The organism is Psychrosphaera aquimarina (assembly GCF_032461525.1).
Taxonomy (GTDB): domain Bacteria; phylum Pseudomonadota; class Gammaproteobacteria; order Enterobacterales; family Alteromonadaceae; genus Psychrosphaera; species Psychrosphaera aquimarina.
The window spans coordinates 998613-1024180 of record NZ_JAWCUA010000010.1 but is presented as its reverse complement, the minus strand read 5'-3'; the positions used below and the strand labels follow the sequence as shown (position 1 = coordinate 1024180).

25 protein-coding genes and 1 pseudogene are annotated in these 25568 nt (G+C 34.7%); all 26 read right to left on the bottom strand.

Annotated elements, in window-relative coordinates; translation table 11 throughout:
* Positions 1 to 53: 53 nt before the first annotated feature.
* The 26 genes and pseudogenes from RT723_RS16620 to RT723_RS16495 all read right to left on the bottom strand — a co-directional run bounded on the left by RT723_RS16620 (position 54) and on the right by RT723_RS16495 (position 25562).
* Complete coding sequence (locus RT723_RS16620; protein ID WP_315948269.1) at positions 54 to 1025, bottom strand: DHHA1 domain-containing protein; 972 nt, start codon at positions 1023 to 1025, stop codon at positions 54 to 56.
* Between the two features lie 254 nt (positions 1026 to 1279).
* Positions 1280 to 1894, bottom strand: a complete 615-nt coding sequence (gene cysC, locus RT723_RS16615; protein ID WP_315948267.1) for an adenylyl-sulfate kinase — start codon at positions 1892 to 1894, stop codon at positions 1280 to 1282.
* Between the two features lie 245 nt (positions 1895 to 2139).
* Complete coding sequence (locus RT723_RS16610) at positions 2140 to 3876, bottom strand: SLC13 family permease (protein WP_315948265.1); 1737 nt, start codon at positions 3874 to 3876, stop codon at positions 2140 to 2142.
* A 173-nt stretch (positions 3877 to 4049) separates the two neighbouring features.
* On the bottom strand, positions 4050 to 5468 hold the full coding sequence (cysN, locus tag RT723_RS16605; protein WP_315948263.1) for a sulfate adenylyltransferase subunit CysN: 1419 nt from the start codon (positions 5466 to 5468) through the stop codon (positions 4050 to 4052).
* Positions 5469 to 5518: 50 nt separating this feature from the next.
* Positions 5519 to 5857 (bottom strand): four helix bundle protein, encoded by a 339-nt coding sequence (locus RT723_RS16600; RefSeq protein ID WP_315948262.1) that lies wholly within the window; start codon positions 5855 to 5857, stop codon positions 5519 to 5521.
* 206 nt (positions 5858 to 6063) lie between these two features.
* Positions 6064 to 6978, bottom strand: coding sequence for a sulfate adenylyltransferase subunit CysD (cysD, locus tag RT723_RS16595; RefSeq protein WP_315948554.1), 915 nt, complete (start codon positions 6976 to 6978; stop codon positions 6064 to 6066).
* A gap of 314 nt (positions 6979 to 7292) precedes the next feature.
* Positions 7293 to 9218 carry a polysaccharide biosynthesis protein gene (locus RT723_RS16590; RefSeq protein WP_428983693.1) on the bottom strand — a complete coding sequence of 642 codons (1926 nt, stop codon included), beginning with the start codon at positions 9216 to 9218 and terminating at the stop codon, positions 7293 to 7295.
* A 26-nt stretch (positions 9219 to 9244) separates the two neighbouring features.
* On the bottom strand, positions 9245 to 10420 hold the full coding sequence (locus RT723_RS16585; protein ID WP_315948258.1) for a DegT/DnrJ/EryC1/StrS family aminotransferase: 1176 nt from the start codon (positions 10418 to 10420) through the stop codon (positions 9245 to 9247).
* A gap of 38 nt (positions 10421 to 10458) precedes the next feature.
* Positions 10459 to 11091: an acetyltransferase gene (locus RT723_RS16580; protein ID WP_315948256.1), complete on the bottom strand. Its 633-nt coding sequence runs from the start codon at positions 11089 to 11091 to the stop codon at positions 10459 to 10461.
* Positions 11084 to 11680: a sugar transferase gene (locus RT723_RS16575; protein WP_315948254.1), complete on the bottom strand. Its 597-nt coding sequence runs from the start codon at positions 11678 to 11680 to the stop codon at positions 11084 to 11086. Before RT723_RS16575 ends, RT723_RS16580 begins: the two co-directional genes overlap by 8 nt.
* Positions 11681 to 11682: 2 nt before the next feature.
* Positions 11683 to 12834: a glycosyltransferase family 4 protein gene (locus RT723_RS16570; RefSeq protein WP_315948253.1), complete on the bottom strand. Its 1152-nt coding sequence runs from the start codon at positions 12832 to 12834 to the stop codon at positions 11683 to 11685.
* Between the two features lie 38 nt (positions 12835 to 12872).
* Positions 12873 to 13391, bottom strand: a pseudogene (locus RT723_RS16565) (glycosyltransferase family 4 protein); the annotation flags it as partial.
* A 241-nt stretch (positions 13392 to 13632) separates the two neighbouring features.
* Positions 13633 to 13977: a hypothetical protein gene (locus RT723_RS16560; protein ID WP_315948252.1), complete on the bottom strand. Its 345-nt coding sequence runs from the start codon at positions 13975 to 13977 to the stop codon at positions 13633 to 13635.
* Positions 13974 to 14894, bottom strand: coding sequence for a glycosyltransferase family 2 protein (locus RT723_RS16555; RefSeq protein WP_315948251.1), 921 nt, complete (start codon positions 14892 to 14894; stop codon positions 13974 to 13976). Before RT723_RS16555 ends, RT723_RS16560 begins: the two co-directional genes overlap by 4 nt.
* The gene (locus RT723_RS16550) at positions 14884 to 16137 is read right to left on the bottom strand and encodes an O-antigen ligase family protein (protein WP_315948250.1); all 1254 of its coding nucleotides are present in this window, start codon (positions 16135 to 16137) and stop codon (positions 14884 to 14886) included. The genes RT723_RS16555 and RT723_RS16550 overlap by 11 nt, the downstream gene beginning before the upstream one ends.
* Positions 16134 to 16961: a hypothetical protein gene (locus tag RT723_RS16545; protein WP_315948249.1), complete on the bottom strand. Its 828-nt coding sequence runs from the start codon at positions 16959 to 16961 to the stop codon at positions 16134 to 16136. Before RT723_RS16545 ends, RT723_RS16550 begins: the two co-directional genes overlap by 4 nt.
* The gene (locus RT723_RS16540) at positions 16927 to 17217 is read right to left on the bottom strand and encodes a hypothetical protein (protein ID WP_315948248.1); all 291 of its coding nucleotides are present in this window, start codon (positions 17215 to 17217) and stop codon (positions 16927 to 16929) included. The genes RT723_RS16545 and RT723_RS16540 overlap by 35 nt, the downstream gene beginning before the upstream one ends.
* 134 nt (positions 17218 to 17351) lie before the next feature.
* The gene (locus tag RT723_RS16535; protein WP_315948247.1) at positions 17352 to 18524 is read right to left on the bottom strand and encodes a glycosyltransferase family protein; all 1173 of its coding nucleotides are present in this window, start codon (positions 18522 to 18524) and stop codon (positions 17352 to 17354) included.
* Complete coding sequence (locus tag RT723_RS16530; RefSeq protein ID WP_315948246.1) at positions 18521 to 19390, bottom strand: MATE family efflux transporter; 870 nt, start codon at positions 19388 to 19390, stop codon at positions 18521 to 18523. Before RT723_RS16530 ends, RT723_RS16535 begins: the two co-directional genes overlap by 4 nt.
* A complete protein-coding gene (locus RT723_RS16525) occupies positions 19378 to 19776 on the bottom strand; it encodes an oligosaccharide flippase family protein (RefSeq protein ID WP_315948245.1) in 399 nt (132 codons plus the stop codon). Before RT723_RS16525 ends, RT723_RS16530 begins: the two co-directional genes overlap by 13 nt.
* Positions 19777 to 19778: 2 nt before the next feature.
* Complete coding sequence (locus RT723_RS16520) at positions 19779 to 20327, bottom strand: acyltransferase (RefSeq protein WP_315948244.1); 549 nt, start codon at positions 20325 to 20327, stop codon at positions 19779 to 19781.
* Positions 20328 to 20349: 22 nt separating this feature from the next.
* Positions 20350 to 21447 (bottom strand): nucleotidyltransferase family protein, encoded by a 1098-nt coding sequence (locus tag RT723_RS16515; protein ID WP_315948243.1) that lies wholly within the window; start codon positions 21445 to 21447, stop codon positions 20350 to 20352.
* Between the two features lie 62 nt (positions 21448 to 21509).
* Complete coding sequence (locus RT723_RS16510; RefSeq protein ID WP_315948240.1) at positions 21510 to 22199, bottom strand: formyltransferase family protein; 690 nt, start codon at positions 22197 to 22199, stop codon at positions 21510 to 21512.
* A gap of 77 nt (positions 22200 to 22276) precedes the next feature.
* On the bottom strand, positions 22277 to 23209 hold the full coding sequence (locus RT723_RS16505) for a GNAT family N-acetyltransferase (protein ID WP_315948238.1): 933 nt from the start codon (positions 23207 to 23209) through the stop codon (positions 22277 to 22279).
* On the bottom strand, positions 23206 to 24360 hold the full coding sequence (locus RT723_RS16500) for a LegC family aminotransferase (RefSeq protein WP_315948237.1): 1155 nt from the start codon (positions 24358 to 24360) through the stop codon (positions 23206 to 23208). The genes RT723_RS16505 and RT723_RS16500 overlap by 4 nt, the downstream gene beginning before the upstream one ends.
* Positions 24361 to 24371: 11 nt before the next feature.
* Positions 24372 to 25562: a UDP-N-acetylglucosamine 4,6-dehydratase gene (locus RT723_RS16495; protein WP_315948236.1), complete on the bottom strand. Its 1191-nt coding sequence runs from the start codon at positions 25560 to 25562 to the stop codon at positions 24372 to 24374.
* Positions 25563 to 25568 lie beyond the last annotated feature (6 nt).

Sequence of the window (25568 nt, the reverse complement as noted above, 5' to 3'; positions counted from 1 at the left end):
GAACAATTAGCACTATATAAAATACACCAACAATCTAACTAAGTTATAGATTATTAATAGTGCTGTTTAACCGTTTCAATTAGTTTGTGTAAATTCGCTTTAGGTAAGTTATTTATGCCTGCAGCGGCAGCTCGACCACCTCCGGTTTTAAACTGGCTACAAATATCACCAGCCCCTTGTTTATTGTTAATAGGGGCTCGTAAGCTTACTCTGTAACTAGAGTCCGTATTTTGCGTCAATATTAAAATAGCTTTATCTGGGTTATCATTTGCTAGCTGATTGCCATATACACCACTAATACGTCTTGCCCAAGCCGCATCTTCAAGCTCAAGCGCCAATAAAGTATCGTCGTCATTAACGACAACCGCCGCTTGCGCTTTCTTTAAGTCTGATTGGTAGGCATTTTTAAGTAAGTGGAATGGCGAATGTTGATCGTTAATACAATCAAAAGGTGATGGATACTTGACTAACTTATTGAATAAATTTTCAGGCTCAAAATGGAGATCATCTAATGATTCGCCGTAACCGTTATAATTTACTAACGTTCCTAACTCTTTAAGTTGCTCAGCTTCAGCCTCTGATAAACCAGCTGCTTTTGACAAGTTATCAGCTACTGATATTAAATTATCTCCATAAGCTGCAGCTATGGCCCAATCATGTTTGGTACCATTAAGTAACTTATCAACAATTAACGCCGTGCAGGTATTTGCATCTAAATCGATATTAGCGTTTAAATTAAGATGCTGAGGTATATCACCTGAACGATGATGATCCACATAAAAAACCACAGCTCCATTATTTAACTGAGCTTGTAATGCATCCGCATTCTTTTCCATAGACACATCAAGCACAGTGATTGTTTTACCGCTACTATTACTACTGCCATCAATAGGCACTTGTTTTAACAATTCGATATCACGTTTCACACCGGTAATTAATATTGAATCTCTAGGCTGAACTTGACGCAACTGCACCAGAGATAAAATTCCATCCGCGTCACCATTAAATACATCGTAATAAGTCATAAATTTCTTAGTCAGTAAGCCGTAAGCCGTAAGCCGTAAGCCGTAAGCCGTAAGCCGTAAGCCGTAAGCCGTAAGCCGTAAGCCGTAAGCCGTAAGCCGTAAGCCGTAAGCCGTAAGCCGTAAGCCGTAAGCCGTAAGCCGTAAGCATGATTTAAAGCGTGTATTTATACATACACAACACTTTTTTTATCTTTTATCTTTTATCTTTTATCTTTTATCTTACAACTTATAGCTTATAGCTTATAGCTTATAGCTTATAGCGGCTTTATAATCCCTTCCCCTTGCAAATACCCAACTACCTGATCAACACTTTGTTCAATTGTTTGCTCTACTGTTTGTAAATGAATTTCTGCATTTACTGGCGCTTCATAGGTAGAATCAATTCCGGTAAAGTTTTTAATTTCGCCTGAACGTGCTTTTTTATACAACCCTTTAGGATCACGCTGCTCACATACTTCGATTGGAGTGTCGACAAAAACTTCAATGAATTGACCTTGATTTAATAAATCTCGTGCCATGTCTCGGTCTGATTGAAATGGAGAAATAAAGGCAGTGGATATTAATAAACCCGATTCAACAAATAACTTAGAGACTTCACCAATACGTCGGATATTCTCAACTCTGTCCTTGTCCGAAAACGTTAAATCACCATTCAAACCATGACGAACATTATCGCCATCCAACAAATAAGTATGGACACCTAACTCAAATAATCGCTTGTCTACGGCATTGGCAATCGTCGACTTTCCTGAACCACTTAACCCTGTATACCAAAGCACACAAGCTTTATGGCCTTTATGTTCTTCTCTTTGCTCGGCAGTAACCGCTTGGTTATGCCAAACCACATTTTCAGTTTTTTGTTGACTCATATGAAACACAGTCGTAAGTTGTAAGCTTTAAGCCATAAGTAAAAGGACAGCTTATTCGCTGTAAATGATTACGAACCTAAAATATATTCAACTATCCAACCTCTCCCTAATTTTTGTTTAAATTATGATTTTTCACCAATGACATCTTTTCACTTAAAACTTATCACTTATAGCTTATAGCTTATAGCTTATAGCTTATAGCTTATAGCTTATAGCTTATAGCTTATAGCTTATAGCTTACGGCTCTAGCTCTTAACTATCGGATAAAACACATAAATTGCCAATAACACTGAAGTCGAAAACGTAATTGATACAGGTATTCCTGCTTTGACAAAGTCCATTAGTTTATAGTGCCCAGCGTTAAATACCATTAAGTTTGTTTGGTAGCCATACGGGCTAATAAAGCTTGAGCTAGCAGCAAACGCGACGGATAAAATAAATGGTGTGGGCTCAATGCCGTAAAATAACGGTATGCTATAAGCTAACGGAAACATTAACGCAGCAGCTGCATTGTTGGTGACCAACTCAGTTAGTATTAAGGTAATAAAATATAGGCCGACCAAAAAGATAAAGGCGTTGTCCAAGGTTAGCTCTAAGCTAATAAGTGATGTGACAAAAGACAATACACCGGTATTACCGAGGCCATGAGATAAGGCGATTGCAGAACCAACAATTAACCAAATATTGTAAGGTAAACGTTGTTTTATATCTTGAAAACTCAAACAACCAGTGAACATTAACAAACCGAATAATACGACTAACGCTTTAAATAAACTGACTACACCCACCGCAGCAAGTAAAATTGCAACCAAAAAACCTCCAACGGCAAAACTTTGTTTTTTACCCGTCAGCTTATGATTCGGTTCTACACCACTTAAGGTTATAAAGTTCTTTTTCACATTTTGGCGTTTGGAAAAGTCATGCCCTGTAACGAGAACTAAATAGTCACCAGCACGTATTTTTATTTCTCCTAACTTACCGCTTAATGCTTCACCATCGCGTTTAAATGCGATAACTGCAGCATTAAATTTTGAGCGAAAGTCTGCTTTTTTTAAGGTTTTATTAATTAAGTCACTGTCTGGGCGTACAACCACTTCTGTCATGTTATCGACGGAAACTGAATTAGAATCGACAACAATTTCAATGCCATCAAACTGCTTTATTTGAGTTACTTGGCGCACATCACCACTGAATACCAATCGGTCATTGGCTTTTAATTGTTCATTAGGTGAGATTGGTGAAATGACTCTATTCTGACGGCTTATTTCTACTAAAAATAACGAATCTAAATGCCTTAGGCCTGCATCGGTAATTGACTTACCAATTAAATTAGAATGCTCTTGAACCTTGGCATTTAACAAATAACACTGAAAATCTTGCTTGTTTGCTTTTATGGTGGGGAGTTTGGTGGACACAAAATAAATAGCCACACTGGTAATAACAAGCGCAAATAAGCCAACCAAAGTAAAACTGAAAAATTGAAAACCTTCATGCCCGGCTTCCGTTAACATACTGTTTACTATTAGATTTGTTGAAGTACCCACTAAGGTTAGTGTACCACCTAAAATGGCAGCATAAGATAAAGGTAATAATAATTTACTGGCTGGAATAGTAGCGTTGTTACGTACTGGTGAGATCATGGTTGAAACCACCGCCGTATTATTTAAAAAGGCTGAACCGATGGCCGTCGATAAAAATAATTTTAACCAAGTAACGAAATAAGAACGACCTTCAATTTTACCTGTTATCCAGCGGATTAAAGACGTTTTTTCTATCGCCACAGAGCAAGTCATTAATAATACTAAAATTAATAAACCTTGATTTGAAAAACTGTCAATAACTTGTTGATCCGAAATATTATTTGTTAAATAAGTAACAACAAACGCAACACCGAACACAAGCCCAGACTTCTGTTGGAACTTAATTAAAGTGAAAATGGTACCCACAAAAATGAGTACCATAATGATCATGTCAAGATTCAAGATTTATCCTAAATATCCTAAAAGCCGTTAGCCGTTAGCCGTAAGCCGTAAGCCGTAAGCCGTAAGCCGTAAGCCGTAAGCCGTAAGCCGTAAGCAAGATTTTAAAGCGTGTATTTATCCATACAAACACTTTCTTTTTCTTATAGCTTATAGCTTATAGCTTAAAACTGCTTCTACTTAAACAACTCACTAATATCTTTCGCTTCCCAATGTGGGAAATGTTTACGAACTAAAGCATTAAACTCTATTTCGAACTCAGATATATTTCCGCCTGATGCTCTAGCAGGAACCGCGCCTTTTTTAACAATCATACCCGCACCAACCGTTACGTTTGTTAAGCGGTCAATCACGATAAAAGAACCAGTGCCTTTTACTTTGTTGTAATTATCAAACGCAATTTGATGATTCAAACTAAGCTGACAACGAGCGATTTCATTAAGTTTTAAATGAACTGCTTCGCCATGCGCCATGGTATTTACATCTAAGGTATAATCAATATTTGAAAACGCACCAGGGGTTGTTTTACTGGCAAACTTAAAGTCATATTGTTTATTTGGTGTCATGGCTTGTTCTGCCATCCAAATAAGGTTCACTTCCAAGTCACTTGCTACTTCAGCTTGATTATTAGAGTGAACTAACACATCGCCACGGCTAATATCTATTTCATCTTCTAACGTAATCGTTACCGACATAGCAGCATGCGCTTCTGATAAGTTACCATCAAAAGTGACAATTTCTTTTACTTTTGATGATTGGCCTGAAGGTAAAACAGTTAATTCATCACCAACGCGAACAATCCCTGCGGCAACCGTTCCGGCAAAACCTCTAAAGTCTAAATTAGGTCTGTTTACATATTGAACCGGAAGTCTGAAATCTTGATAGTTATACGAGTCCGCAATTGGTGTATTTTCTAACATTTCAATTAACGTTTCACCGTGATACCAAGGCGATTTCTCACTTGGTGTTACCACGTTATCGCCTTTTAACGCTGAAATAGGTGCAAACTGAATATTCTTAAGCTCTAAACTTTCCGCCAACTTCATATATTGCTGTTTAATATCTTCAAAAACTTCTTCTGAGAAGTCCATTAAATCCATTTTATTAATCGCAACAATCACATTACTTAAACCAAGTAACGAGGCGATAAAGCTATGACGACGTGTTTGAGTTTGCACCCCGTAACGTGCATCAATCAGAATAATGGCCAAATCTGCAGTTGAAGCACCGGTTGCCATATTACGAGTATATTGCTCGTGCCCTGGCGTGTCGGCAATAATAAATTTACGTTTATCAGTAGCAAAATAACGGTAAGCGACATCAATAGTAATGCCCTGCTCACGCTCAGATTGCAAACCATCAACCAACAAAGCCAAATCAATTTCTTCGTCTGTGGTATTAAAACGTTTTGAATCATTTTTAATCGCAGCCAACTGATCTTCAAAGATCATTTTAGAGTCGTGCAACAAACGCCCTATTAACGTACTTTTCCCATCATCAACAGACCCACAAGTAATAAAACGTAACAACTCTTTATTCTCATGCTGCTTTAAATATTCTTCAATATCTGCTTTTAATAATTCGTTTTCAATCATCGCAAAATCAAGCTTTAAGCTGTAAGTTTTAAGTTGTAAGCAATCTGAGTTTAAACAAGTGTTTTCTTCAAACTGTTTAGCATTGCATGCAACTCTCTAGTTTCAGCTAGCCACTTTACTCCTAAGTCTTTTTGTATATAACAAATGTCTATACCAATATAAATTTGCGTTCTAGCTTCTGATAAAGAAGAACGCGCTATATCTAAAAATCGTCTTTTTTCTTTTGAGCTATCTCGACTCATTCCCTCAGCTATATTACTTGGGACTGATAATCCAGACCTTGTTAGTTGATCTCTAAAACCAAAATCACGTAATTCCGCTGTCGCTTTATAAATATCTGCTGACAATCTAGCCGAACGTTTCCAAACATCTAAATTTTCAAAGTTCATACCAAACACCTTTTCCAATAATGGAAACAAAGTGTAGGTATTTTATTTGAATTAGCCAATTAAGATTATGGCTCTAACTTAAGGCTTATCCTTACTCTTATTTCATTTCTCTTTTTGCTTACCGCTTACCGCTTACCGCTTATAGCTTATAGCTTATAGCTTATAGCTTTTGACTCGTCCCTCGTTGCTGTATTTTTAGGCTACGCCTAAAAATACCCTTCCATCTTCTTCTTCTCCATACTCCCAGCAGAGTCATGGTCGATAACTCGTCCTTGTCGTTCAGAGGTTTTGGTAAGCAGCATTTCTTGTATGATTTCAGGTAAAGTTGCAGCGGTAGATTCAACAGCGCCGGTTAATGGATAACAACCTAATGTACGGAAACGAACTGATTTCATTTCCACTTTTTCATCTTTATCAATAGGCATGCGGTCATCATCAACCATGATCAAAGTACCATCACGCTCAACAACTGGGCGTTTTTCAGCTAAATACAAAGGTACAATGTCGATATTTTCTAAATAGATATATTGCCAAATATCTAATTCAGTCCAGTTAGATAATGGGAAAACACGAATACTTTCACCTTTTTCTACTTTACTGTTGTAGGTATCCCACAATTCAGGACGTTGTTTTTTAGGATCCCAAGCGTGGTTTTTATCACGGAAAGAATATACACGTTCTTTAGCTCGAGACTTCTCTTCATCACGACGAGCGCCGCCAAACGCGGCATCGTATCCGCCAGCGTTTAACGCTTGTTTCAAACCTTGAGTTTTCATGATGTCGGTATGTTTAGCACTGCCATGAGTGAAAGGACCAATTCCAGCATCTATCCCTTCTTGGTTTTTATGTACCAAAAGCTCAAAACCATACTTTTCCGCCATTTGATCACGAAATTGGATCATCTCTTTGAATTTCCAATCAGTATCAACATGTAATAAAGGAAAAGGGATTTTTGCAGGGTAAAAAGCTTTACGAGCCAAATGAAGCATAACAGCAGAATCTTTACCAACTGAATACAACATAACAGGATTGTCAAACTCAGCAGCGACTTCACGAATAATATGGATAGACTCAGCTTCAAGTTTTTTTAAATGAGTAAGATTTTTGTGCGACACAAGCATTCCTAACAAAATGATTTGGTTCATTATGACTAAGTTAGGAATGTTGTTAAAGAGAAATAATTGTAATTACGTTATAAAAAAATACTAATTAAGTTCAATTAGGAATATAAACATTTAATGCTTAATACATTAAGCTTTCTACGGCTTTTCCTTATATCCTTATATCCTTATATCCTTATATCCTTATATCCTTATATCCTTATATCCTTATATCCTTATATCCTTATATCCTTATATCCTTATATCCTTATATCCTTATATCCTTATATCCTTATATCCTTATATCCTTATATCCTTATATCCTTATAGTATAATTAAACACTCTTCAAAAAACCTTTGTTGGTATTTTTTACCTTTTGGTTTTCTTTCCAAACTAAGTCACAAATTCCATCTGTTGGATTAAAACCGGTAGGAGCCTCTATTATAAGTCGCCTTAACTCTTCATGATCAAATGCGTGACAAGCTGTATCTAACTTATTCAATAAGTCTTCAACTTCACTCCAAGGTAACATTAACTCTTGAGCAGACATGATTCTTTCGTGGTGGGTGCCGCTGACATTATCACCAATGAGTAACTCTTCATAAAGCTTTTCTCCTGGACGTAAACCCGTACATAAGATCTCTATATCACCATCAGGATTGTTATCATCTTTAACAGTTAGACCACTTAAGCGGATCATTTTCTCTGCTAGGTCAATAATCTTTACTGAATCCCCCATATCCAAGACAAAAACATCCCCTCCTTTTCCCATTGCTCCAGCTTGAATAACAAGTTGCGCAGCCTCTGGAATAGTCATGAAGTAACGAGTTATATCTTTATGAGTTAATGTAATCGGGCCTCCATCTTTAATTTGACGTCTAAAGAGCGGAACAACTGAACCTGAAGAGCCCAGTACATTCCCAAAACGTACCATACAAAAACGAGTAGATTCTTGAGTTTTTGATAAAGCTTGAAGTACTAACTCAGCTAAACGTTTAGTTGTCCCCATTACATTAGTAGGACGAACCGCTTTATCGGTCGAAATCAAAACAAATGTCGACACGCCTGCATTTATTGCAGCTTTTGCTGCATGATAAGTGCCGAACACATTATTTCGTATACCTTCAACTACATTATGTTCTACTAACGGAACATGCTTATAAGCCGCAGCATGATAAACAGTTTCAACTTGAAATGACTTCATCACTGTTTCTATTCGATTGATACGTTGAACAGAACCAACTATTGGTAAAACATCAATATCTAAATCATTCTCAATTTTTAATTCTTGTATTTCTTTATCAATTGAATACAACGCAAACTCTGAACGTTCAAACAAAACAAGTTTCGAGGGTTTTTGCCTAATTATTTGACGGCACAGCTCCGATCCGATAGAACCGCCGGCACCTGTTACCATAACTACTTTATTTGTAATATCGGCGGTTAATAACTGTTGATTTGGAGTAACGGCATCACGCCCTAACAAATCTTCAATTTCTACATCTTTAAACTGTGAGACGGTTGCTTTGCCAGACACTATATCGGCAAAACCCGGAATAGTTAAAACCCTAACAGGCAAATGTTCTAAATGAGATAATATTTCTTTTCTACGTGAGATTGTCGTGCTTGGTAGTGCTAATAATATACTTTTAATGCCAAGTTTATTAATTAAAGCCCTTAGTTCTAGGTTTGAATAAACTCTGATTCCTTGGATAATGCTGCCATGTTTGTTTTTGTCATCTTCTATAAACGCGGAAACAAAATATTCAGCACCTTGTGTTAATGCAGTTGCTAATTGTCTACCTGCAGAACCTGCTCCATAAATAAGAACAGATTCTTTTTTGTGCCAGTTATGACGGCCTATTAAGGAGCGAGCAACAAGACGTGACCCACCTAATAAAATTAACGCAAAACAACCATATAAAAAAGGGACTGTTCTTGGTACAGGAATGTTAAAGATAAATGAAAGTGCTATAAAAGTGACAACAGAAATTACCACTCCTGTAAATACAGCCCACATTGCATGAAGATTCATATACCTAAGTACGGCACGATACAAACCTAACTGAACAAAGCTAGCGACACTTATAAATAAAATACCTGAAAGTAAAAACCAGCTTTCTGATAGAACGAAAATTTCAGTACTTTCAAGACGCGCAAAAAAAGCTAAGAAAAATGAAACTGATAAAAAAAACATATCTGTGAAAACAGAAACTAGCCTTTTCGTTGAGCGCGGTAAATTAAATAATATATTTAACAATTTACTCTCCAATGAATTTTCATTAATTACTTTGTAGCATTCTTAAAAACATTTTTAATGACAGTACAAGTTTTCTCTATCTCTTGTTGACTCAAAGTAGGGTGTACCAAAAACATCAAGCTAGTATCGCCCAATTCAACTGCATTAGGTAAACGTTTTTCAGGCTTGAAACCGGTATTATCGAATGCTTTTTCTAAATATACTTCAGAGCAACTCCCTTGAAAACACGGTACGCTTTGACAGTTTATTTCATCAATAACTCTGTCTCTTGTCCACCCCTCAGCTAATTGTTCAGGTTTTATAAACATATAATGTTTATATTCAGCATGCTCACTATAATCTGGTACCTTAACTAAACGAATTAAATCAAAGGTTTTTGCCACATTATCTAACATCTTGCCATACTGCTGACGTTTTGCGGTCCAATTACTCATACGAGTCAATTGAATACGACCTATGACTGCCTGCATTTCTGTCATCCGCCAATTCGTACCAAAGCTTTCATGTAACCACCTAAAGCCAGGAGGGTGCTCACGGTTATAAATAGCATCCCACGACTTACCATGATCTTTATAACTCCACATGGTATTCCATAAGGCATCGTCATTAGTAGTAACCATGCCTCCCTCACCACCAGTACTCATAATTTTATCTTGGCAAAAACTCCAAGCGCCAACATGACCAATACTTCCTACTGAACGACCTTTATATTTTGCACCATGTGCTTGCGCGCAATCTTCAATTACATAAAAACCATAATGTTTACTTAATGCCATTATTTCGTCCATTTCAGCAGGCATACCCGCTAAATGAACAACAATAACAGCTTTAGTTTTTTCAGTTAGAACCGCTTCTATTGAATCAGCAGTAATATTTTGACTATTTAAATCAACATCTGCAAATACTGGTTTAGCACCAGCAGTAACGATACTTGAAGCAGAAGCTAAAAAAGTACGAGGAGTAGTTATCACTTCATCACCAGCACCAACATTTAGTGCCTTAAGCGCGACATCTAAGGCTAATGTACCGTTACCTAAAGCAATTGCATACTTGCTGCCAGTCCAAGATGCAAATTCTTTTTCAAACTCACGACCTTCCGTTCCAGTCCAGTAATTAACTTTATTTGATAATACAACGCGACTTACAGCATCAGCTTCTTCTTGTGTAAAGCTAGGCCATGGAGAAAATGGGGTGTTTAACATGATGTTCCTATGAGATTAAGATAGAAAAAGGCATAATATTATTTGTTATTCGTAACAACAATGGCAGGTGAACCAAACGAAGTAACGTTATCTGGTATATTTTTAATTACGGTACTACCTGCACCAATTAAAGAGTTACCTCCGATAGAAACTAATTGTTTTACTTGGCTACCAATACCCAGCCAGCTTTTACTGCCAACACTTACTCCACCAGCTAATGCAACATTAGGGCAAATATGAGTAAAGTCACCAAGTTTACAGTCGTGTTCGACAACGGCTGAGGTATTAATAATACAGCCTTTACCAATACTAGCAAAAGCATTAATAACAGCACCAGGAAAAACAACACACCCTGGAGCAATTTTGGCATATTGGCTTATTACCGCACTAGGATCAATTAAAGTAACAAGGGTGAAATTGTGCTGTTGTAATAATGAAATTTTTTCAGCTCTAATGTCATTATTACCAATAGCAACAACTGCATTTTCAGCTTGGCCATCGCTAGAAGCAATTAAGTCTTCACAGGCACCATAAATAGGCCAATGTTCAATATTTTTTTTACTTGGGTATGCATCATCATAAAACCTAACTGTATAGCCAAGCTGCTCAGCAATATCAGCTATAACCTTACCATGGCCACTTGCGCCAACAATAGCTAACTCTTTAGTCATTGTTAGAGCCTTTAAATGGCTCATTAGTTACATGTCCATGAGCATTTATTCCTTCACGTACAAATACTTTTTTTACCGTAAGTAATAAAATTTTCAAATCAAGTAAAAAGCTTTTATTATCAACATACCATACATCAAGTTTAAACTTATCCTCCCAGCTTAGGGCATTCCTTCCGTTAACTTGAGCCCAGCCAGTGATTCCAGGCCTAACATTATGTCTACGAGCTTGTTCATCCGAATATAATGGCAGATACTCTACTAGCAATGGTCTAGGGCCAACCAAACTCATATCCCCTTTTACAACATTAATTAAACCTGGTAATTCATCAAGACTTGTTGAACGTAAAAGAGCACCAAATGAGGTCAGCCTCATATTATCAGGAAGTGGGGATCCACTTTCATCAAAAGCATCTAACATAGTTCTAAACTTAGCCATTTTAAATATCGCCCCTTGTTTTCCAGGTCTATCCTGCACAAAAAGAATAGGTGAACCAAGCTTTACCTTAACAAGAACAGCGACAATCAAAAGTATTGGTGAAAACGTAAACAACAAAAAAAGAGATAACAATAAATCAAAAGTTCGTTTCATTATTATTCCTCTACCGCTTGTTTAAATTCTTTATAAAGCACATCTCGGTTAAATTTCTTCATCCCTAATTGAGTAGATGCCAGCTTTGCTTTATCCATTTGAATTGAGGAAAACAAAAACTTATGCAGTTTTTTATATTCATTAAGACTAGGTTCAGGTTGTAATACAACACCACATTCATATTTCAATATTAAATTTTGCAACCATCCCTCATGGTTTATCATGATAGGGGTGCCTGAAGCAAAAGCATCGAATATTTTATTCGCCGAGTTTGCATATAGTGCTTTAATTGGTAAAACAGTAGAGCAAGCCAAATCAAAGAGTTTGTGTATAATAAATAGCTCAGATTTACTAACGCTTGGATAAAAGTAAAGTTTCGAGCTTAAAACCCCAAGTTCTGAAGCATAAGCCTTTAAGTCCACCTCTTCTTTTCCACTTCCAATTATTACAAAAGCCACACCACCATCCGAAAACGAAGATAGATGAATTAAATAACGTAAATTATTTACAAGGCCAAGTGTTCCTGTATAAAAAACTACTTTTTCGTGCTTAACCTTTAATTGGCTTAATCTCTTATAGACGTCACTTTGCATGTAACTAGGTTTAACATTAAAGAGTTCCGTATCTGCAGCATTGGGGATAACCCTAATTACTGGTGCCTCGCAACGACTTTCGATGCTATGCTTCATATCTGGCGAAAGTGCAATTATTGATTTTGCATTTTTGTATACTAGCTTTTCCAATTGCTCTGCTAAGAATATAATAATTCTGTTTTTTATTACTTTTAAGGCAATAGGAACTTCTGGCCAAACATCTCGAACTTCAAATATATAAGGCTTACGTTTAAACCAATGGTATAACAGCGCAGGAATGGCAACAGATAGTGGGGTACTAGTTGCAATCAGGATATCGCTAGGTCTTTTTAAAATATAAATAGAAGATAAAGTCAAAAACTTAAAAAACGCGTATAACCGTTTAACGTACCCAAAGCTATTATCATATTTTATAGAAATCCAATGAATTTCAATATTTTCAAATTTTTCAATCTTCCAGCCTTGAAAGGTATTTTCCGTATCTGCAGTGATAACACTGACAGAGTGTCCATCAACAGCTAGCCGACGTGAAAATTCGTATGACCTTACACCACCATTCATTGTAGGTTTCTTGAAGTATTGGTGGAGATACAGTATTTTCATAAATAGATATTTCTTATGTATTTTAAAGCAATTGTTGGCCAAGAGAACTCAGCAGAAGGGTTTTTACCTTGAAATTCTCCAAGGCCCATAGGGAATTTTTTTAGTGTCGATTCGATTGCAGAGCGAATACTTTCAATATTTGTTGAGATGCAGCAGAAACCATATTCACCATTTTTAAAGACACCATCGACCCCTTGTCCTCGAGTATATACAAATGGTAGGCACCTACTCAGTGCTTCTATGTAAACCAAGCCAAAAGTCTCGAGATGGGATGGCATAATAAAGACAGACGCCTTGTCATAATATTTACAAAGTTCATTGTGCCCGAGCGAACTTATAAAAAACACCTTATCAGAGTATTTATCCGGTAATTGACCATATATTTTCTTATAGGAATCATACAGCCCCCCTACTACTGTAAATGTTGCTTTCTCCTTTGGTTGAGCCACATCGAAGAATGCTTGGATTGCAAGTTCCAAGTTTTTATTCTTATCAATTTTCCCTACATAAAGGCCATGAACTCCATTGACGGTTTTTTTTGGTTCATAGAATTTTTTATGAAAAAACTCGCTATACCATTCGGCTGTAAAATAATTTTATTCGAAAATACTTTCCCGAACTTATCTTCAAACTTTATTTTATGTGCAGGAGAAATAAAAATAATATGGTCTGCCTTAAGGAGTGCTTTTTTTACTAACCAATTATAATGGGGGTAATACTTAAAACCTAGGTTTACATCTGTATTCCTTAAGGTAATTACAAGCTTCCCCCAAATAATAGCGTGTAAATATAAGCAGGTATGCCATCTGAGTATAATGTGTGTGCATGTATTACATTATATCTATTTCTGCCCTGAGTAATTAACACACCGAAAATAGTCATAAATATTTTTATTAAATAACTAAGTTTAGTGACAAAACTTAAGATATTTATATACGATACTTGAGCAAAATTAGATTTAAAATTATTTACCCCTTTATGACTAGAGTTTCGTACAGGAACAAATATATCTTGCTGAATACCATGTTTATCAATTTCTTGGAAAAGCTCTTTGTATACTTTAGAACCTATAAAGTACGAGCAAAAGTGTAAGATTTTCATACTTTCCCTGTTGACAAGCCTTTTAATAAGCCTTTAACCATTACGAACCGAGCATAAAAACCAAAAAATAAAGAGAAGTAAATAAATTTAATTTTAAGAGGATAATTATAATCTGCCGTGGTTAGGACATTCTTTATTTCAACAAATTGTTTACGTTGAGCTATGAGACCTAGTAAGTTTTTCCCCAATGTTTTTAGTTTAAAAAAAAGTGGCTTATCTTGAGCTAAATTAACTTTACCGGTTGAAACACGCTTAATTTTTTTCATTATTTCATCAATTGTACACCGAGCAGGATGACGTACTACAATAGTATTATTAAACTCAAAACATGAGTTATTTTCAACAACAACCCTTTTACAGAAGTCTCTATCTCCACCAGATTCAACGTCTCTAAAACCGCCAACCCCCTGGAATAGACTCTTTGAAACAGTTAAGTTTGCTGTAGCACCACTTTTCTCAATTGCATAAGCATCTTGATTCAAAAAGTAATGCTGATCGAATAGTTCAAAAACATTGGGAACTTTATTCTTATAAAATAGAAAAACTTGACCAGATATTAATTTACTTTCAGTAAAGTCGCCAAATGACTGTACTATATTAGATAACCAATCTGCCTCAGGTATACAATCTATATCAATAAAAGCTAATGTTTCACTTCTAGCTAACTTTACCCCTTCATTCCTCGCAGCATAACTACTTGGCTTTTGATGGTACTTTATAACTTTTACATTTTTATATTCAGAATATTTCTTCGACAAAGAATCAAAGCTTTCATCTGTAGATAAATTATCAATGAAAATAACCTCAAAAGAGTCACTTTTTATTGTTTGCTTATCCAAAGCAGCTTTAAAACAGTTAATATATTTTGTGCCATTATGAACGGGAACAATTACTGATAACTTTAAATCAATACACATTTTTAATTATTTTTCCTTTTGAAGAGATTGATGCTAGAAGGCCAAGTAAGATCCATAACGGAACCAGAGTTTTGTACTCATAGAATATATGGCAAAACGCAATATAAAAATTTAATGCTATTATGCCCGAATCATTTATGCTGATTACATTGTTATTCCGAAGAATTTTAAAACAGATAAATAATGTTGGTAAAAATGTAATTATTAAAAATAGGAATAGTCCAATTAACCCAAGTTCAATTAGTACTGTTAAATATGACATAAATGAATACGGTGCATTTCCAACGAGGGAATAATACCCAGTACCATGACCCAAAAAAAGGTTAAAAGTTGAAAAATTTGAATATATCTCCAGTGCTTCTAGTCTTAAATCAGCATGACGACTTTGCAAAATAGACTCTAAACTTGGTATAAGCCTACTGCTAAAAATAACCTCATGAAAGGAGTAGACAACATAACCGCATACAGCTAACGAAAAAACAATGAGTATAAGAAAACTAAACTTTATTTCACGTCTGATAATAAATTTCATTGCATAATAAAAAGAAAGACATACAACTAATGAATATAAAGGCCCCCTTGATTGTGTTAGAAATAGAATCACTATGCTCGAGATAGAGATGAAGTTGCTCTCCCATCTATTTACATGATAAATATTTTCCCTAATTTTATTCCAGATAAAGATAAAACCACACACAAAAGCTAAGAACGGTGCGCTCGCGTAAGGTAAAAATAAGCGGCCATTCAACATCATAGTTTTACGATGGACGGGGTCACTATATTCAATTCCTAAAGGATCAGAATAAACCAAATTTTTCAATATCAATTGGTTATAAAGAGCCCAACCCGCAAATAACAAGAATATAAATGTCCAAATAGAAAGAAGAGTTTGAATTTTCTCCCAGCTTTTCACCTCATAAAAATAATAATATGTAACAATAAAATACGAGAGTGCCAAAACATAGGAAAGAAGACCTGAAAATTCAAAAGAGGAATTTAGATATGAAACAAAGAGTAAATAAAAAATTATGAAGACATAAAACAAAGTTATTTTTTGGGTTTTATTTTGAAATAACATACAGGCAAATAGTGAGCCTAAAGAAATTAAAAGAAAAAACCTATCAATTGATATTGATATACCTAGATTCAAAGAATATGCTGCAAATGGTGAAAATACAATCGATAAAAAGGCTGCTCTCTTAAATATATATCGACTATATTTCACACCTTCATTTAGAATCATACTAATCGAACCAACTCATATACTCGAGCTAGAGCAGTATTTTTATCAGGTGCATGCTTAGTAAGGATGTGACTTTCATTTTCCAATGTTTTTTCTAATTGCTTATCGTACCAATCTAGGGTTACTCCGGCTTCATAACCTAAAGTCTTAAGGAAGTAAGCTATTTCAAAACCTGAAACATTATAAAAATAACCAAATTTAGATTTATTTAGGCTACTAATAAAGCGATCATCACTAAAAGCTCGGGACAAATCCTTTATTACCCAACTGTTTACATCAAGAGTGCCAGGCATATTTTCCAATACCATGGCAATTGCATGTAAATTAAAACCATGATAACCCACCGATTTTGAATATAAAGATCTTCGTTGTAAAATTCGTCTGAGTCTTGTTTTACATTCTTTTATAAAACCAAAATTAGGTTCTTTAGTATAGTTAAAAACACTTCCCATCCTAGAAGCATGAAAAACAACGCCATTATCATATGTTTGTATCTTTAACAGAACTTTATTAACAAACGATTCTACTTGTTTTTTAATTTTATCATCATATTTAGCTAAAATACTTGCCGATGCTGCAAACCACAATTGATGATTAAACGTTGGATCATAACTTAATACAGTCCCATCTATTTCAACTCTATACCATAATGCGGTGTCCGGGCTCCATGGATGAGTATGGTATAGTCGTAATGCTTCTTGTAAACAGTCTTCTCTGTTAAGTTTTTCAAATGCAAAAGCTAGCGACTCTATTACCCAAGCTTGGCCAACTAATCCATTACATTTATCTTTACCTTTTTTCTCTACAAAAATAAGTGATATCATGAGGTTTTGCTTCTTTACTAAATAAAAAATTCAAACATTTCTCGGACGCACATTTCCATTGTGAATCTTGTGTAGTATCAAATAAATGTAAAAAAATCATCAACCAATGAGCTGTATTTCTTGTGGGTAACTCAGTATCAAAGTAAGGGCCATTATGCCCTGCAGGCATAGCTCCGTTCTCAGCTTGAATTTCTAACCCTAAAACTCCAGTATCATAAATATTTTTTTGTATGTGTTGCTTCTTATATATATCCATTATTGACTCATTAAACTTTTTTTAGTAAATCAGAAAAATACTGAACGTTTCATTCAACGGTTAATCCTCCATTTTGAATAACTACCGAACAATAAATCATTCCAAACCATGACACCCCATCTAAATAAACAGTACTAAGTATTACCTTTTATTTGGTCTAAATAGTGTTGAAAAGTAGTACTCATATCGAATTCTATGGATGCCATATTATGATCATTTAACCGATTTTCGTCTGTTTCACTTGAACGAGGCAAATTTTTCAATTGATTGGTTAATGACTCTATTGAGATCTCTTGACAAATAATCGGCGTTTTATAGCCTTTAGTAATTAAACTTTTGTAGTTTTCTAATGGTGATAGGATATTATTCGCTTTTGATAAAAACGAGTATATTATGCTAACAGTTAACTGGTCGGATGAACCAAAACATAAGTTATAGTCTGCCCTTTGATATAAATACTGAAGCTCTTCATCGCTAATCCATTTGCCGATTTTTGTAATTACGAACTCTTGAGCATCATACTTTTTAATAATAGCATTAACCTTATCTACAGTTGGTAGATGGTTACCGTAGCCATTAACAATATATAATTTATAATTTTTATTTTTTTCAAACGCTCTGCAAAAGGACTCTACAACAATATCAATGTTATTATAATCATATAACGCCCTAGCGGATAGAAAAACCTTTTCAGCTCTAGGCCAGCTAAGCTTTTCTAAGCTGTCTTCAACTTGACTTTTCGATTGTACAGAAGCGGCTAACCAACTTTCGCTTACTCCCCAGGCTTTAACACTACATTTATCTATCAACTCAGGAAATTCATTTACAAAATCTTTATATGTTGTATCCCAATTAAATACGATACTATCAGCGAGTTTTAATACTCGAACAAAGTTAATTTTCTCTTTAGAAGAAAAACCATCTAGAAGATAATTCCTATAGAAATCGCTACCATATATATTTACTATTGTATGGCAGTTAAACTCCTTCATGATCATTAGATTTAGAGCTGGGCTGTAATTCCCTTGTAATATTAGAGCATTGTACTTATTAAAGACCTTTAATATCTTTATCATAAGTTTCATACCAATTCGTGAAATAAATGGAGCATACAACTTATATATAAATGAAGGTATTTTACCATTACCATATGGAGCTATAATTTTAAACTTTGCCTCCAGTGTTTTAACCGTACGACATATAAATGTTACGTCCACCGGATTAGATTTGTTCTGGGTCGAATTAAAATAATCAAACCAGATTGATGCATTACCACCAGTCCCTTGACCAACTATACATAACTTCATAACAATTTCTTATAGATAAAATAATAATAACACACTGCATTTAATGTACCTGATAACCAGAACATTACAGCAGTACCAATTGCAGCACCCAAAACCCCATATAAGTTAATAAATGCAGTGATTAAAACTAAACTAAAGAGCAAAGATATAATAGACAACACTGTATTTATGTCTGCCCTCCCAGCTGCAAAAGTTAAATTACCAAACAGTTGCCTTAATAAAAATCCGCCACATACTCCAACGATGAGAACTTTAAAAACAGGGCTTGCTTCAGCATATTTATCACCAAAAATAAAAGGAATAAAGTAATCAGCAAACAAAAAAGTGAAAAGACATAAGGCTAAAGATATTGAAAGCGCTAATTTCCAATAATTAATAATATATTCTTTTATTAAATTTTTATTTTCATGATTTTTGGTTAAGTGAACAAATTCAGATTTAAAAAAAATATTTGGTAAAAACAATAAACTTATAGGAATAATACTTGCCACTTTATAGATAGCCAAATTTGCTGCGTCACTACTAATTTGACCAAGAAGAATTCCAGCTATTGGTAATTGTAATTGCGATACAACCGAACCTAAGCCTATTAATATGCCATATTTATGCAGCTCTGTTTTATCAAATTCAAAACTAGCACATTCAAGATATTTCCTTCCAAAAGAAATTTTTCTTGCAAAGAGTACAATAACGATTAGCGGGCTAATCAATAAAGCTAGGGAATATCCTATTGCTGAATAATAATGAACTAAAACTAAAGATGTAAACAGTAAACTAATAGAACGAACAATACCTGTTAAAGCAAAAATTCTATTTTGTTCCGTTATCCTGAAGTAGTTTTGTAGTGTTCTAACTAAGAAATCCAAAAAAGTAAAAAGCTCGTTAGCTTGATAAAAAAAGCAGAGTCTTTGTGTTCAACAGCAATGACATCGGCTAATATAAAAATCAAACAAATTAAAAGGAAACTATAGAGAGTGCCGTGCTTTAGTGTATAAATTGATAAGTTACTTTTAAATTCGGTCAATGCACCATACCGCAATAAGATAAAATCCATGCCAAGACCTGAAAGCGGTATAAGTGGAATAATTATCATTAAGGCGTAGCTAATAAGCCCAAAATCTTCGGTTGATAACGTCCTTGCGATCATAATAGAAACTATTAATGATATTAACTTGGTTCCAAAAGCCGAAAATACTACTTCTATACCACCACGCTTTTTAAATTGCGCAAAAAAAACAGATAACTTATTCAAGATTAAGATCCAGCTATTTTTTGATCTAAAATATCATGTTGAAACTTAAGAATACTCTCTTTAGATGGGCGACCATCATCTAAAATATTATCAAACTCCTTTGGAGCCTGATATAAACATCCTTTATTGATGCATTTTGAAAAATATTCATCAATCGTACACATAACTCTTGCAGGGTTACCTGCAACAACGACCCCCTCAGGTACATCTTTGGTCACTACAGAACCTGCACCAACAATCACATTGTTAGAAATAGTAACTCCTGGCAACACAACTGAGTTAGCACCTAAGAAAACTTTATCACCAATTATTGTTTTCTCAATACGATATTTTCCGGTATGCATAAATGGGCTCGCATCATGAGATAAAATAATGGATCCGGGGGCTGATACAAAATCGTCGCCAATTTCAACGAACATAGGAGTCAAGCTGTCAACTCTAGCATTCTGATGTTTCAAGTTTCCTATTTTATAAGGATAAACTTTAATTTTTTTTAAATTTATGCCTAAAAAAGTTAGCAATTTTTTTATTATTCTTTTAATTATAATCAACCTAAATACCTTAACTTATATATTATAAGCCTTTAAAATTTATAGCGTTAGATAAAGCCCTTACCGTTTTTATATATTCAGGCCACTCTCCAATATCCATCCAGGATTTCTCACTAATAGGATAAACGCCAACACGTCCCCCATTGGCTCTTACATTTTCAATCAATTCCGTTATATGGAAAAATGTATCATCTGGTATTTGCTCTAATAAATGAGGCTCTAAAATATAGACTCCGGCATTAATTTTAAAAGTTAATTCTGGTTTTTCCTTCATGCTTTCAAGTAAACCATCTTCCTTAGTTTCTAAGGTTCCATATGAAATAGGAATATGTTTTAGCGCTGCAACCATTGTGATTTCATTCTTATTATTTTTGTGATATTCATAAAGTTCGGCCAGATCTTGATCGATTAAAATATCGCAATTCGAAACAAAAAAGGGCTGACTAATTTTACCTTTTAATAAACTTAAAGAACCAGCAGTACCTAAAGGTTTATCTTCTACAAAATACACTATATCTTTAAATTCAGAGTTATTCGCTAAATAATACTTTATCAATTCCTTTTTATAATTAACTGATAAATAAAAGTTTGAGCAACCAAAAGCAGAGAACCGGCTCATTATTTCTTCTACAATAGTACTGTCACCAATTGGTGTTAAAGGCTTAGGTAAAACATTTGAAATAGGCTTTAACCTAGTACCTTGCCCACCAGCCATAATAACAACAGGCAACGATATTTTACGATTGTCTAGAATTTTTTTATTGGTGAATAAATCATCCCAAAAATAAATATTTGAAATATTGTTAGAATCGTCTATAACTGGCATATATTCACAACGCAGTTCTAATATCTTATCTTGAACCTTTTTTATTGTTACTGGCTCCGACATCACAAGCTTCGATTCGATCTTAATATTACAAATAAATTCTTGGAGATCAGTACCATTTATAATAGCTCGCTGAATATCCCCTATGGAAATTAAATTAGAAAACTTTTGTTTTTCTGATAAAATAATTAATAACTTTTTTCCAATATCATCCATTTTCTTTAAAGCACTCAGTAGGCTATCAGATTCGTAAATGGTTAACTCTTGTATAGTTTCCGACAAAGGTTTTAACATTTGATTCCTATTAATTAAGGTGATAATCGTTTTCGTATGAGATGAAATTTCAATATTTATGCTTAACGAAGTTTTCTATAAGCTAAATCGTTGATATATGTGATCACCCTTTGATCTATTTTTTCTGAGAAAAGTAGATTACCTACAACGTGTTGTTGCGGGAGCATAGATGTCTCACCCTTGATAGAACTAAGGGTCAATAAGGTTTGTATATTCATAATATCTGCACCTTGACGATATAGAGATAAAATTTTATCAAAACCATCCATTTTAAAATTAGGCATTGCCATTTGAATTATTTTTTTTCCTGTATCTACACCTTCATCAACATAGTGTAACGTGTGCCCTATGATACCTACATCAGTGCGTACGACGTCTTCTTTCTTATATAGGCCTGGAAAAGCAGGAAGTAAGGAGTGATGTGAATTGATTATTGGGCAGGCCTTCTTTATGAAAGATAAAGGAATTATATATTTAAAGCCCGCTAAAAAAACAATATCAAGCTCTAACTCATTTATTTTCTGCAATAATTTAAAAAATGATTTATCCCGCTCTTCTTTCACTATACTGTAATCTACAAATGGTAAGCCTGAAAGGTGTTCATTCGTACGAAGGTGACTATCCTCAGGTGTAAAAACTGCTAGAATAGTTACATTAGTTAATAGACCATAATTAATAGCATGGTTTATAGCTATAAGGTCACCACCTCCACTACTGCATAAAAAACCAACTTTTAATTTCTTTGTATTCATCAGTTAAAGTGCTCTATATTGCAAAAACATTTTTTTGCTTTTATTTTCAGTGTTTACTTGATTTGCCCAGTGTGCGTTTAATTTTTGATAGGCTTGCTCATTAAAAATAATCCCTGAAATAATGAAGCTCTTAACTGTTTTTGAAAACTTTTTTTGAATTTTAGCAATGGATCATCTTCTAATGTTGACGAACCTCCTCCCATATACAAGTACTTGTAACCTTGTGATGAGTAAAGTTTTGCTGCATTGTCAAATAATAAAGGGTTTCCATTGAGTGTGTAGAAATCAGGGTGTGAGGCACCAAGGTGATAATATACTACCCCATCGCTTTTAAGCATAATTGCCATATTTATGAGGTTTTTTTCATAATATATGCCTACAATCTCTGCTTCATCACATTTAATCAATGATTGAAAATACTCATTCGTAAAAAAATAGAAATCATCAGCATTATTTTTTTTCATTGTTAAAGAGTAGAGCTTAATGAAACAATCTATTTTGCTTTTGTCCAAGACTTCAAACTTCAAGTCATTCCTGTTGGCTTTTGTAATATTTCGTTTCAGTGAACTTGAATAATTTTTTTGTAAATCTGCATAATTTGATAAATCCATTAATACAGTAATTCGATCTTCCCTATAGAAATCAAAAACATCTTGATTCTCTATAGAAAAGCGATTTAATGGGTTATTTCTATAAAATTCTGCCACTATATTCTTAGATTGACAATACTGCCTATACCTAAGAATATATTCGTCTAACTTTTCTTTATTAGTTATATTTGTTCGAAAACCGCCATAGCCGTATGGTGACTCTAAATCATAAACCGTTGACTCCATAAATTCTCGGTACTCTTCAGGAATCTCTCTTTTGATTGCGACATTCATCAAGTACTCGCCATCATTTTCATCTAAATAACAAAAGTGCTCAGCGCCTTTATCCCTTAATAACTCAGTATTAACATAATTTTCTGTTTGAAAAACATCCATAACGTCTTTTAGATCAAAACTCATTTACTCACCTTACTAAATGGAGAACTTGGGATGTTAACTAAAAACGACTCAAGTCTTTCTGAGTTTTGTAATTCACCACATTTAGCGTTTTTAAACATCGGTAGGTGGTTCATTAACTTCCAGATTGGTCTTGTCATTACGCCATTTTTATTCGTTGCTTTAAGGAAGGATTCACGGCTAGCCACATCAGGACAAACTATCGCATTTAACCAGTAATTTGACTGTGCATACTCAGGCTCCTCAATAAATTTAAAATCACTCCCTTTAAAGAATTCTTTATATTTCATTGCTAATTCTCTTTTTTGTTTTAGAAAGGTAGGTAACACTTCCATTTGTGCACAACCTAACGCAGCATTTAAATTAGGTAAGCGGTAGTTGAACCCCGGCTCATCATGAAAGAATTCGTATGGATGAGGAACTTTAGATGTAGTGGTTACATGCTTAGCTTGCATGCCTTCGTCATAGTTGTTGCATAAAACCATGCCGCCTCCACCTGTAGTAATAACTTTATTACCATTAAAGCTAACTGCACTAAAAGACCCCAAAGTGCCTGTATGCTGACCTTTATAAAAAGATCCTAAACTTTCAGCCGCATCTTCTACTAAGGCAAGATTCCACTTGGAGCAAACAGCCATAAGTTCATCAAGTTCTACAGGATGACCAAAGGTATGCATAGGAACTACCGCACGGAAAATTTGTTGAGTAACTTTATGCTGACTTAAACCATCGTTATTAATAAAAGCATTGTCTTCTAGGTAAACCTCTAACGATTTAGGGCATAAACCTAGACTAACCTTAGACACATCTACAAATACAGGCTCTGCGCCCATGTGATACAATGCGTTACAGGTAGCTACAAACGTAAGGGCTTGAGTAATAACCAAATCCCTTGCTTTTACACCTGCCATGTATAGCGCTGTATGCAAAGCAGCTGTGCCATTAACCGTTGCTATGGCTTTGGCCGTACCAGTAAAGGCTTCAATTTGTTGCTCAAATTGAACGACATATTTTCCTACGCTGGAGACAAATGTACTATCGATAGTATTATTGACATATTCTTTTTCATTGCCTGCGAAGGTAGGTGCATGAAGAGGAATAAACTCTTTGGTTTGATAAGTGTCTTGAACAAATTTTACTAACTTATTGTGCATGTCTATTCCAACTACATTTTACTATCGAGATATTTACCAGTTTCTTTATGACCAAACGCTGGGATCATTTTGAAAAACAGCTCAACAATTTCATCTTTTGTCCAAGCCTGGTCTTGTTTTAGCTTGGCAATTGTTAGTTCAAATTCATTGACTAATTCAGGAACAAATAAAGCTTCATTTTTGATTACGCCCAAGTTATCAAATCGTTCCATATCTAGCGTTTCATTATCTGTAAAAAACTCTTCAAAGTCTTTTTCACCCGTTGTATCACTATCAGTGAATAAACAAGGCCATTGTCCCTGTTCAGGCAACGTTTTAACCAGTTCCCTTGCCTCGTCTTCAGAGTCACACAATTTAGGCTTATACCCTAAATTGACCAAATACTTTACCGCAATATCAGCAAAAGTAATTAAATGAAGTGATTCACTTAATTTAGGAAAAAATATATCTCTATTTTCACCAAAGATACATGACATCAAACAAAGTTCACCCGATTCTTGAGGAGTAACAAAATAGCGTTTGATATCTTTAGGGGCGACAATAGGCTGGTGTTTTTGAATTCGTTGATTAAAACCATGCAGCAACGAACCATCAGAAAAAGCAACGTTAGCAAAGCGAGCAGTTGATATAGCAATATCTGCACTGCGTCGCATTAGAAACATTTCCATAATACGTTTTGATGCTCCCATCATATTTACTGGATTAGCCGCTTTATCAGTAGAAACACAAAAGTACTTTTTGCTTCCCTTATCAGCCGCCTGCTTCATAGTTTTTTCAGTGTTAAAAACATTAACATCGATCATACGCATTAATGTATAAGGATCTTTTTCACTACGAACATGCTTTAATGCTGATAAGTTGAGTACATAGTCGTATTTACCATCAGCTTTAATAAAAGCGTCGTATTCAATAGAGCCAATATCTAAGGCGAAGGTTTGAAAGTCACCTTCAATATAACCAAATGAACTGCGAATATCACGTACCAACTCAACCATGTTATTTTCGCTGATATCAACGACGTGTACTTTTTTAGGATTACGTTTGAATATTTCTTTTGTTACCGCTTGGCCAATAGAGCCAGCACCACCAAGAACTAAAAAAGAAGATACTGAAACAATATTACTTAGCTCTTCTTCTTTATTTAAAATGTCACTCGAGAATAAATCTTTTTCTCGACCTATCAAAGCTAATATTGACGACATGTTTAC

Bases quoted from the DNA above. Each gene is read 5' to 3' on its own strand.
- RT723_RS16580 (WP_315948256.1), bottom strand. From the start codon at position 11,091: ATGACTAAAGAGTTAGCTATTGTTGGCGCAAGTGGCCATGGTAAGGTT.
- cysD (WP_315948554.1), bottom strand. From the start codon at position 6,978: ATGCTTGTGTCGCACAAAAATCTTACTCATTTAAAAAAACTTGAAGCT.
- RT723_RS16555 (WP_315948251.1), bottom strand. From the start codon at position 14,894: ATGTGTATTGATTTAAAGTTATCAGTAATTGTTCCCGTTCATAATGGC.
- RT723_RS16500 (WP_315948237.1), bottom strand. From the start codon at position 24,360: ATGCACAATAAGTTAGTAAAATTTGTTCAAGACACTTATCAAACCAAA.
- RT723_RS16510 (WP_315948240.1), bottom strand. From the start codon at position 22,199: ATGAATACAAAGAAATTAAAAGTTGGTTTTTTATGCAGTAGTGGAGGT.
- RT723_RS16495 (WP_315948236.1), bottom strand. From the start codon at position 25,562: ATGTCGTCAATATTAGCTTTGATAGGTCGAGAAAAAGATTTATTCTCG.
- cysN (WP_315948263.1), bottom strand. From the start codon at position 5,468: ATGATTGAAAACGAATTATTAAAAGCAGATATTGAAGAATATTTAAAG.
- RT723_RS16575 (WP_315948254.1), bottom strand. From the start codon at position 11,680: ATGAAACGAACTTTTGATTTATTGTTATCTCTTTTTTTGTTGTTTACG.
- RT723_RS16620 (WP_315948269.1), bottom strand. From the start codon at position 1,025: ATGACTTATTACGATGTATTTAATGGTGACGCGGATGGAATTTTATCT.
- RT723_RS16535 (WP_315948247.1), bottom strand. From the start codon at position 18,524: ATGAAGTTATGTATAGTTGGTCAAGGGACTGGTGGTAATGCATCAATC.
- RT723_RS16515 (WP_315948243.1), bottom strand. From the start codon at position 21,447: ATGTTAAAACCTTTGTCGGAAACTATACAAGAGTTAACCATTTACGAA.
- RT723_RS16570 (WP_315948253.1), bottom strand. From the start codon at position 12,834: ATGAATGGTGGTGTAAGGTCATACGAATTTTCACGTCGGCTAGCTGTT.
- RT723_RS16505 (WP_315948238.1), bottom strand. From the start codon at position 23,209: ATGAGTTTTGATCTAAAAGACGTTATGGATGTTTTTCAAACAGAAAAT.
- RT723_RS16585 (WP_315948258.1), bottom strand. From the start codon at position 10,420: ATGTTAAACACCCCATTTTCTCCATGGCCTAGCTTTACACAAGAAGAA.
- RT723_RS16560 (WP_315948252.1), bottom strand. From the start codon at position 13,977: ATGAAAATCTTACACTTTTGCTCGTACTTTATAGGTTCTAAAGTATAC.
- RT723_RS16545 (WP_315948249.1), bottom strand. From the start codon at position 16,961: ATGATATCACTTATTTTTGTAGAGAAAAAAGGTAAAGATAAATGTAAT.
- cysC (WP_315948267.1), bottom strand. From the start codon at position 1,894: ATGAGTCAACAAAAAACTGAAAATGTGGTTTGGCATAACCAAGCGGTT.
- RT723_RS16600 (WP_315948262.1), bottom strand. From the start codon at position 5,857: ATGAACTTTGAAAATTTAGATGTTTGGAAACGTTCGGCTAGATTGTCA.
- RT723_RS16540 (WP_315948248.1), bottom strand. From the start codon at position 17,217: ATGGATATATATAAGAAGCAACACATACAAAAAAATATTTATGATACT.
- RT723_RS16550 (WP_315948250.1), bottom strand. From the start codon at position 16,137: ATGATTCTAAATGAAGGTGTGAAATATAGTCGATATATATTTAAGAGA.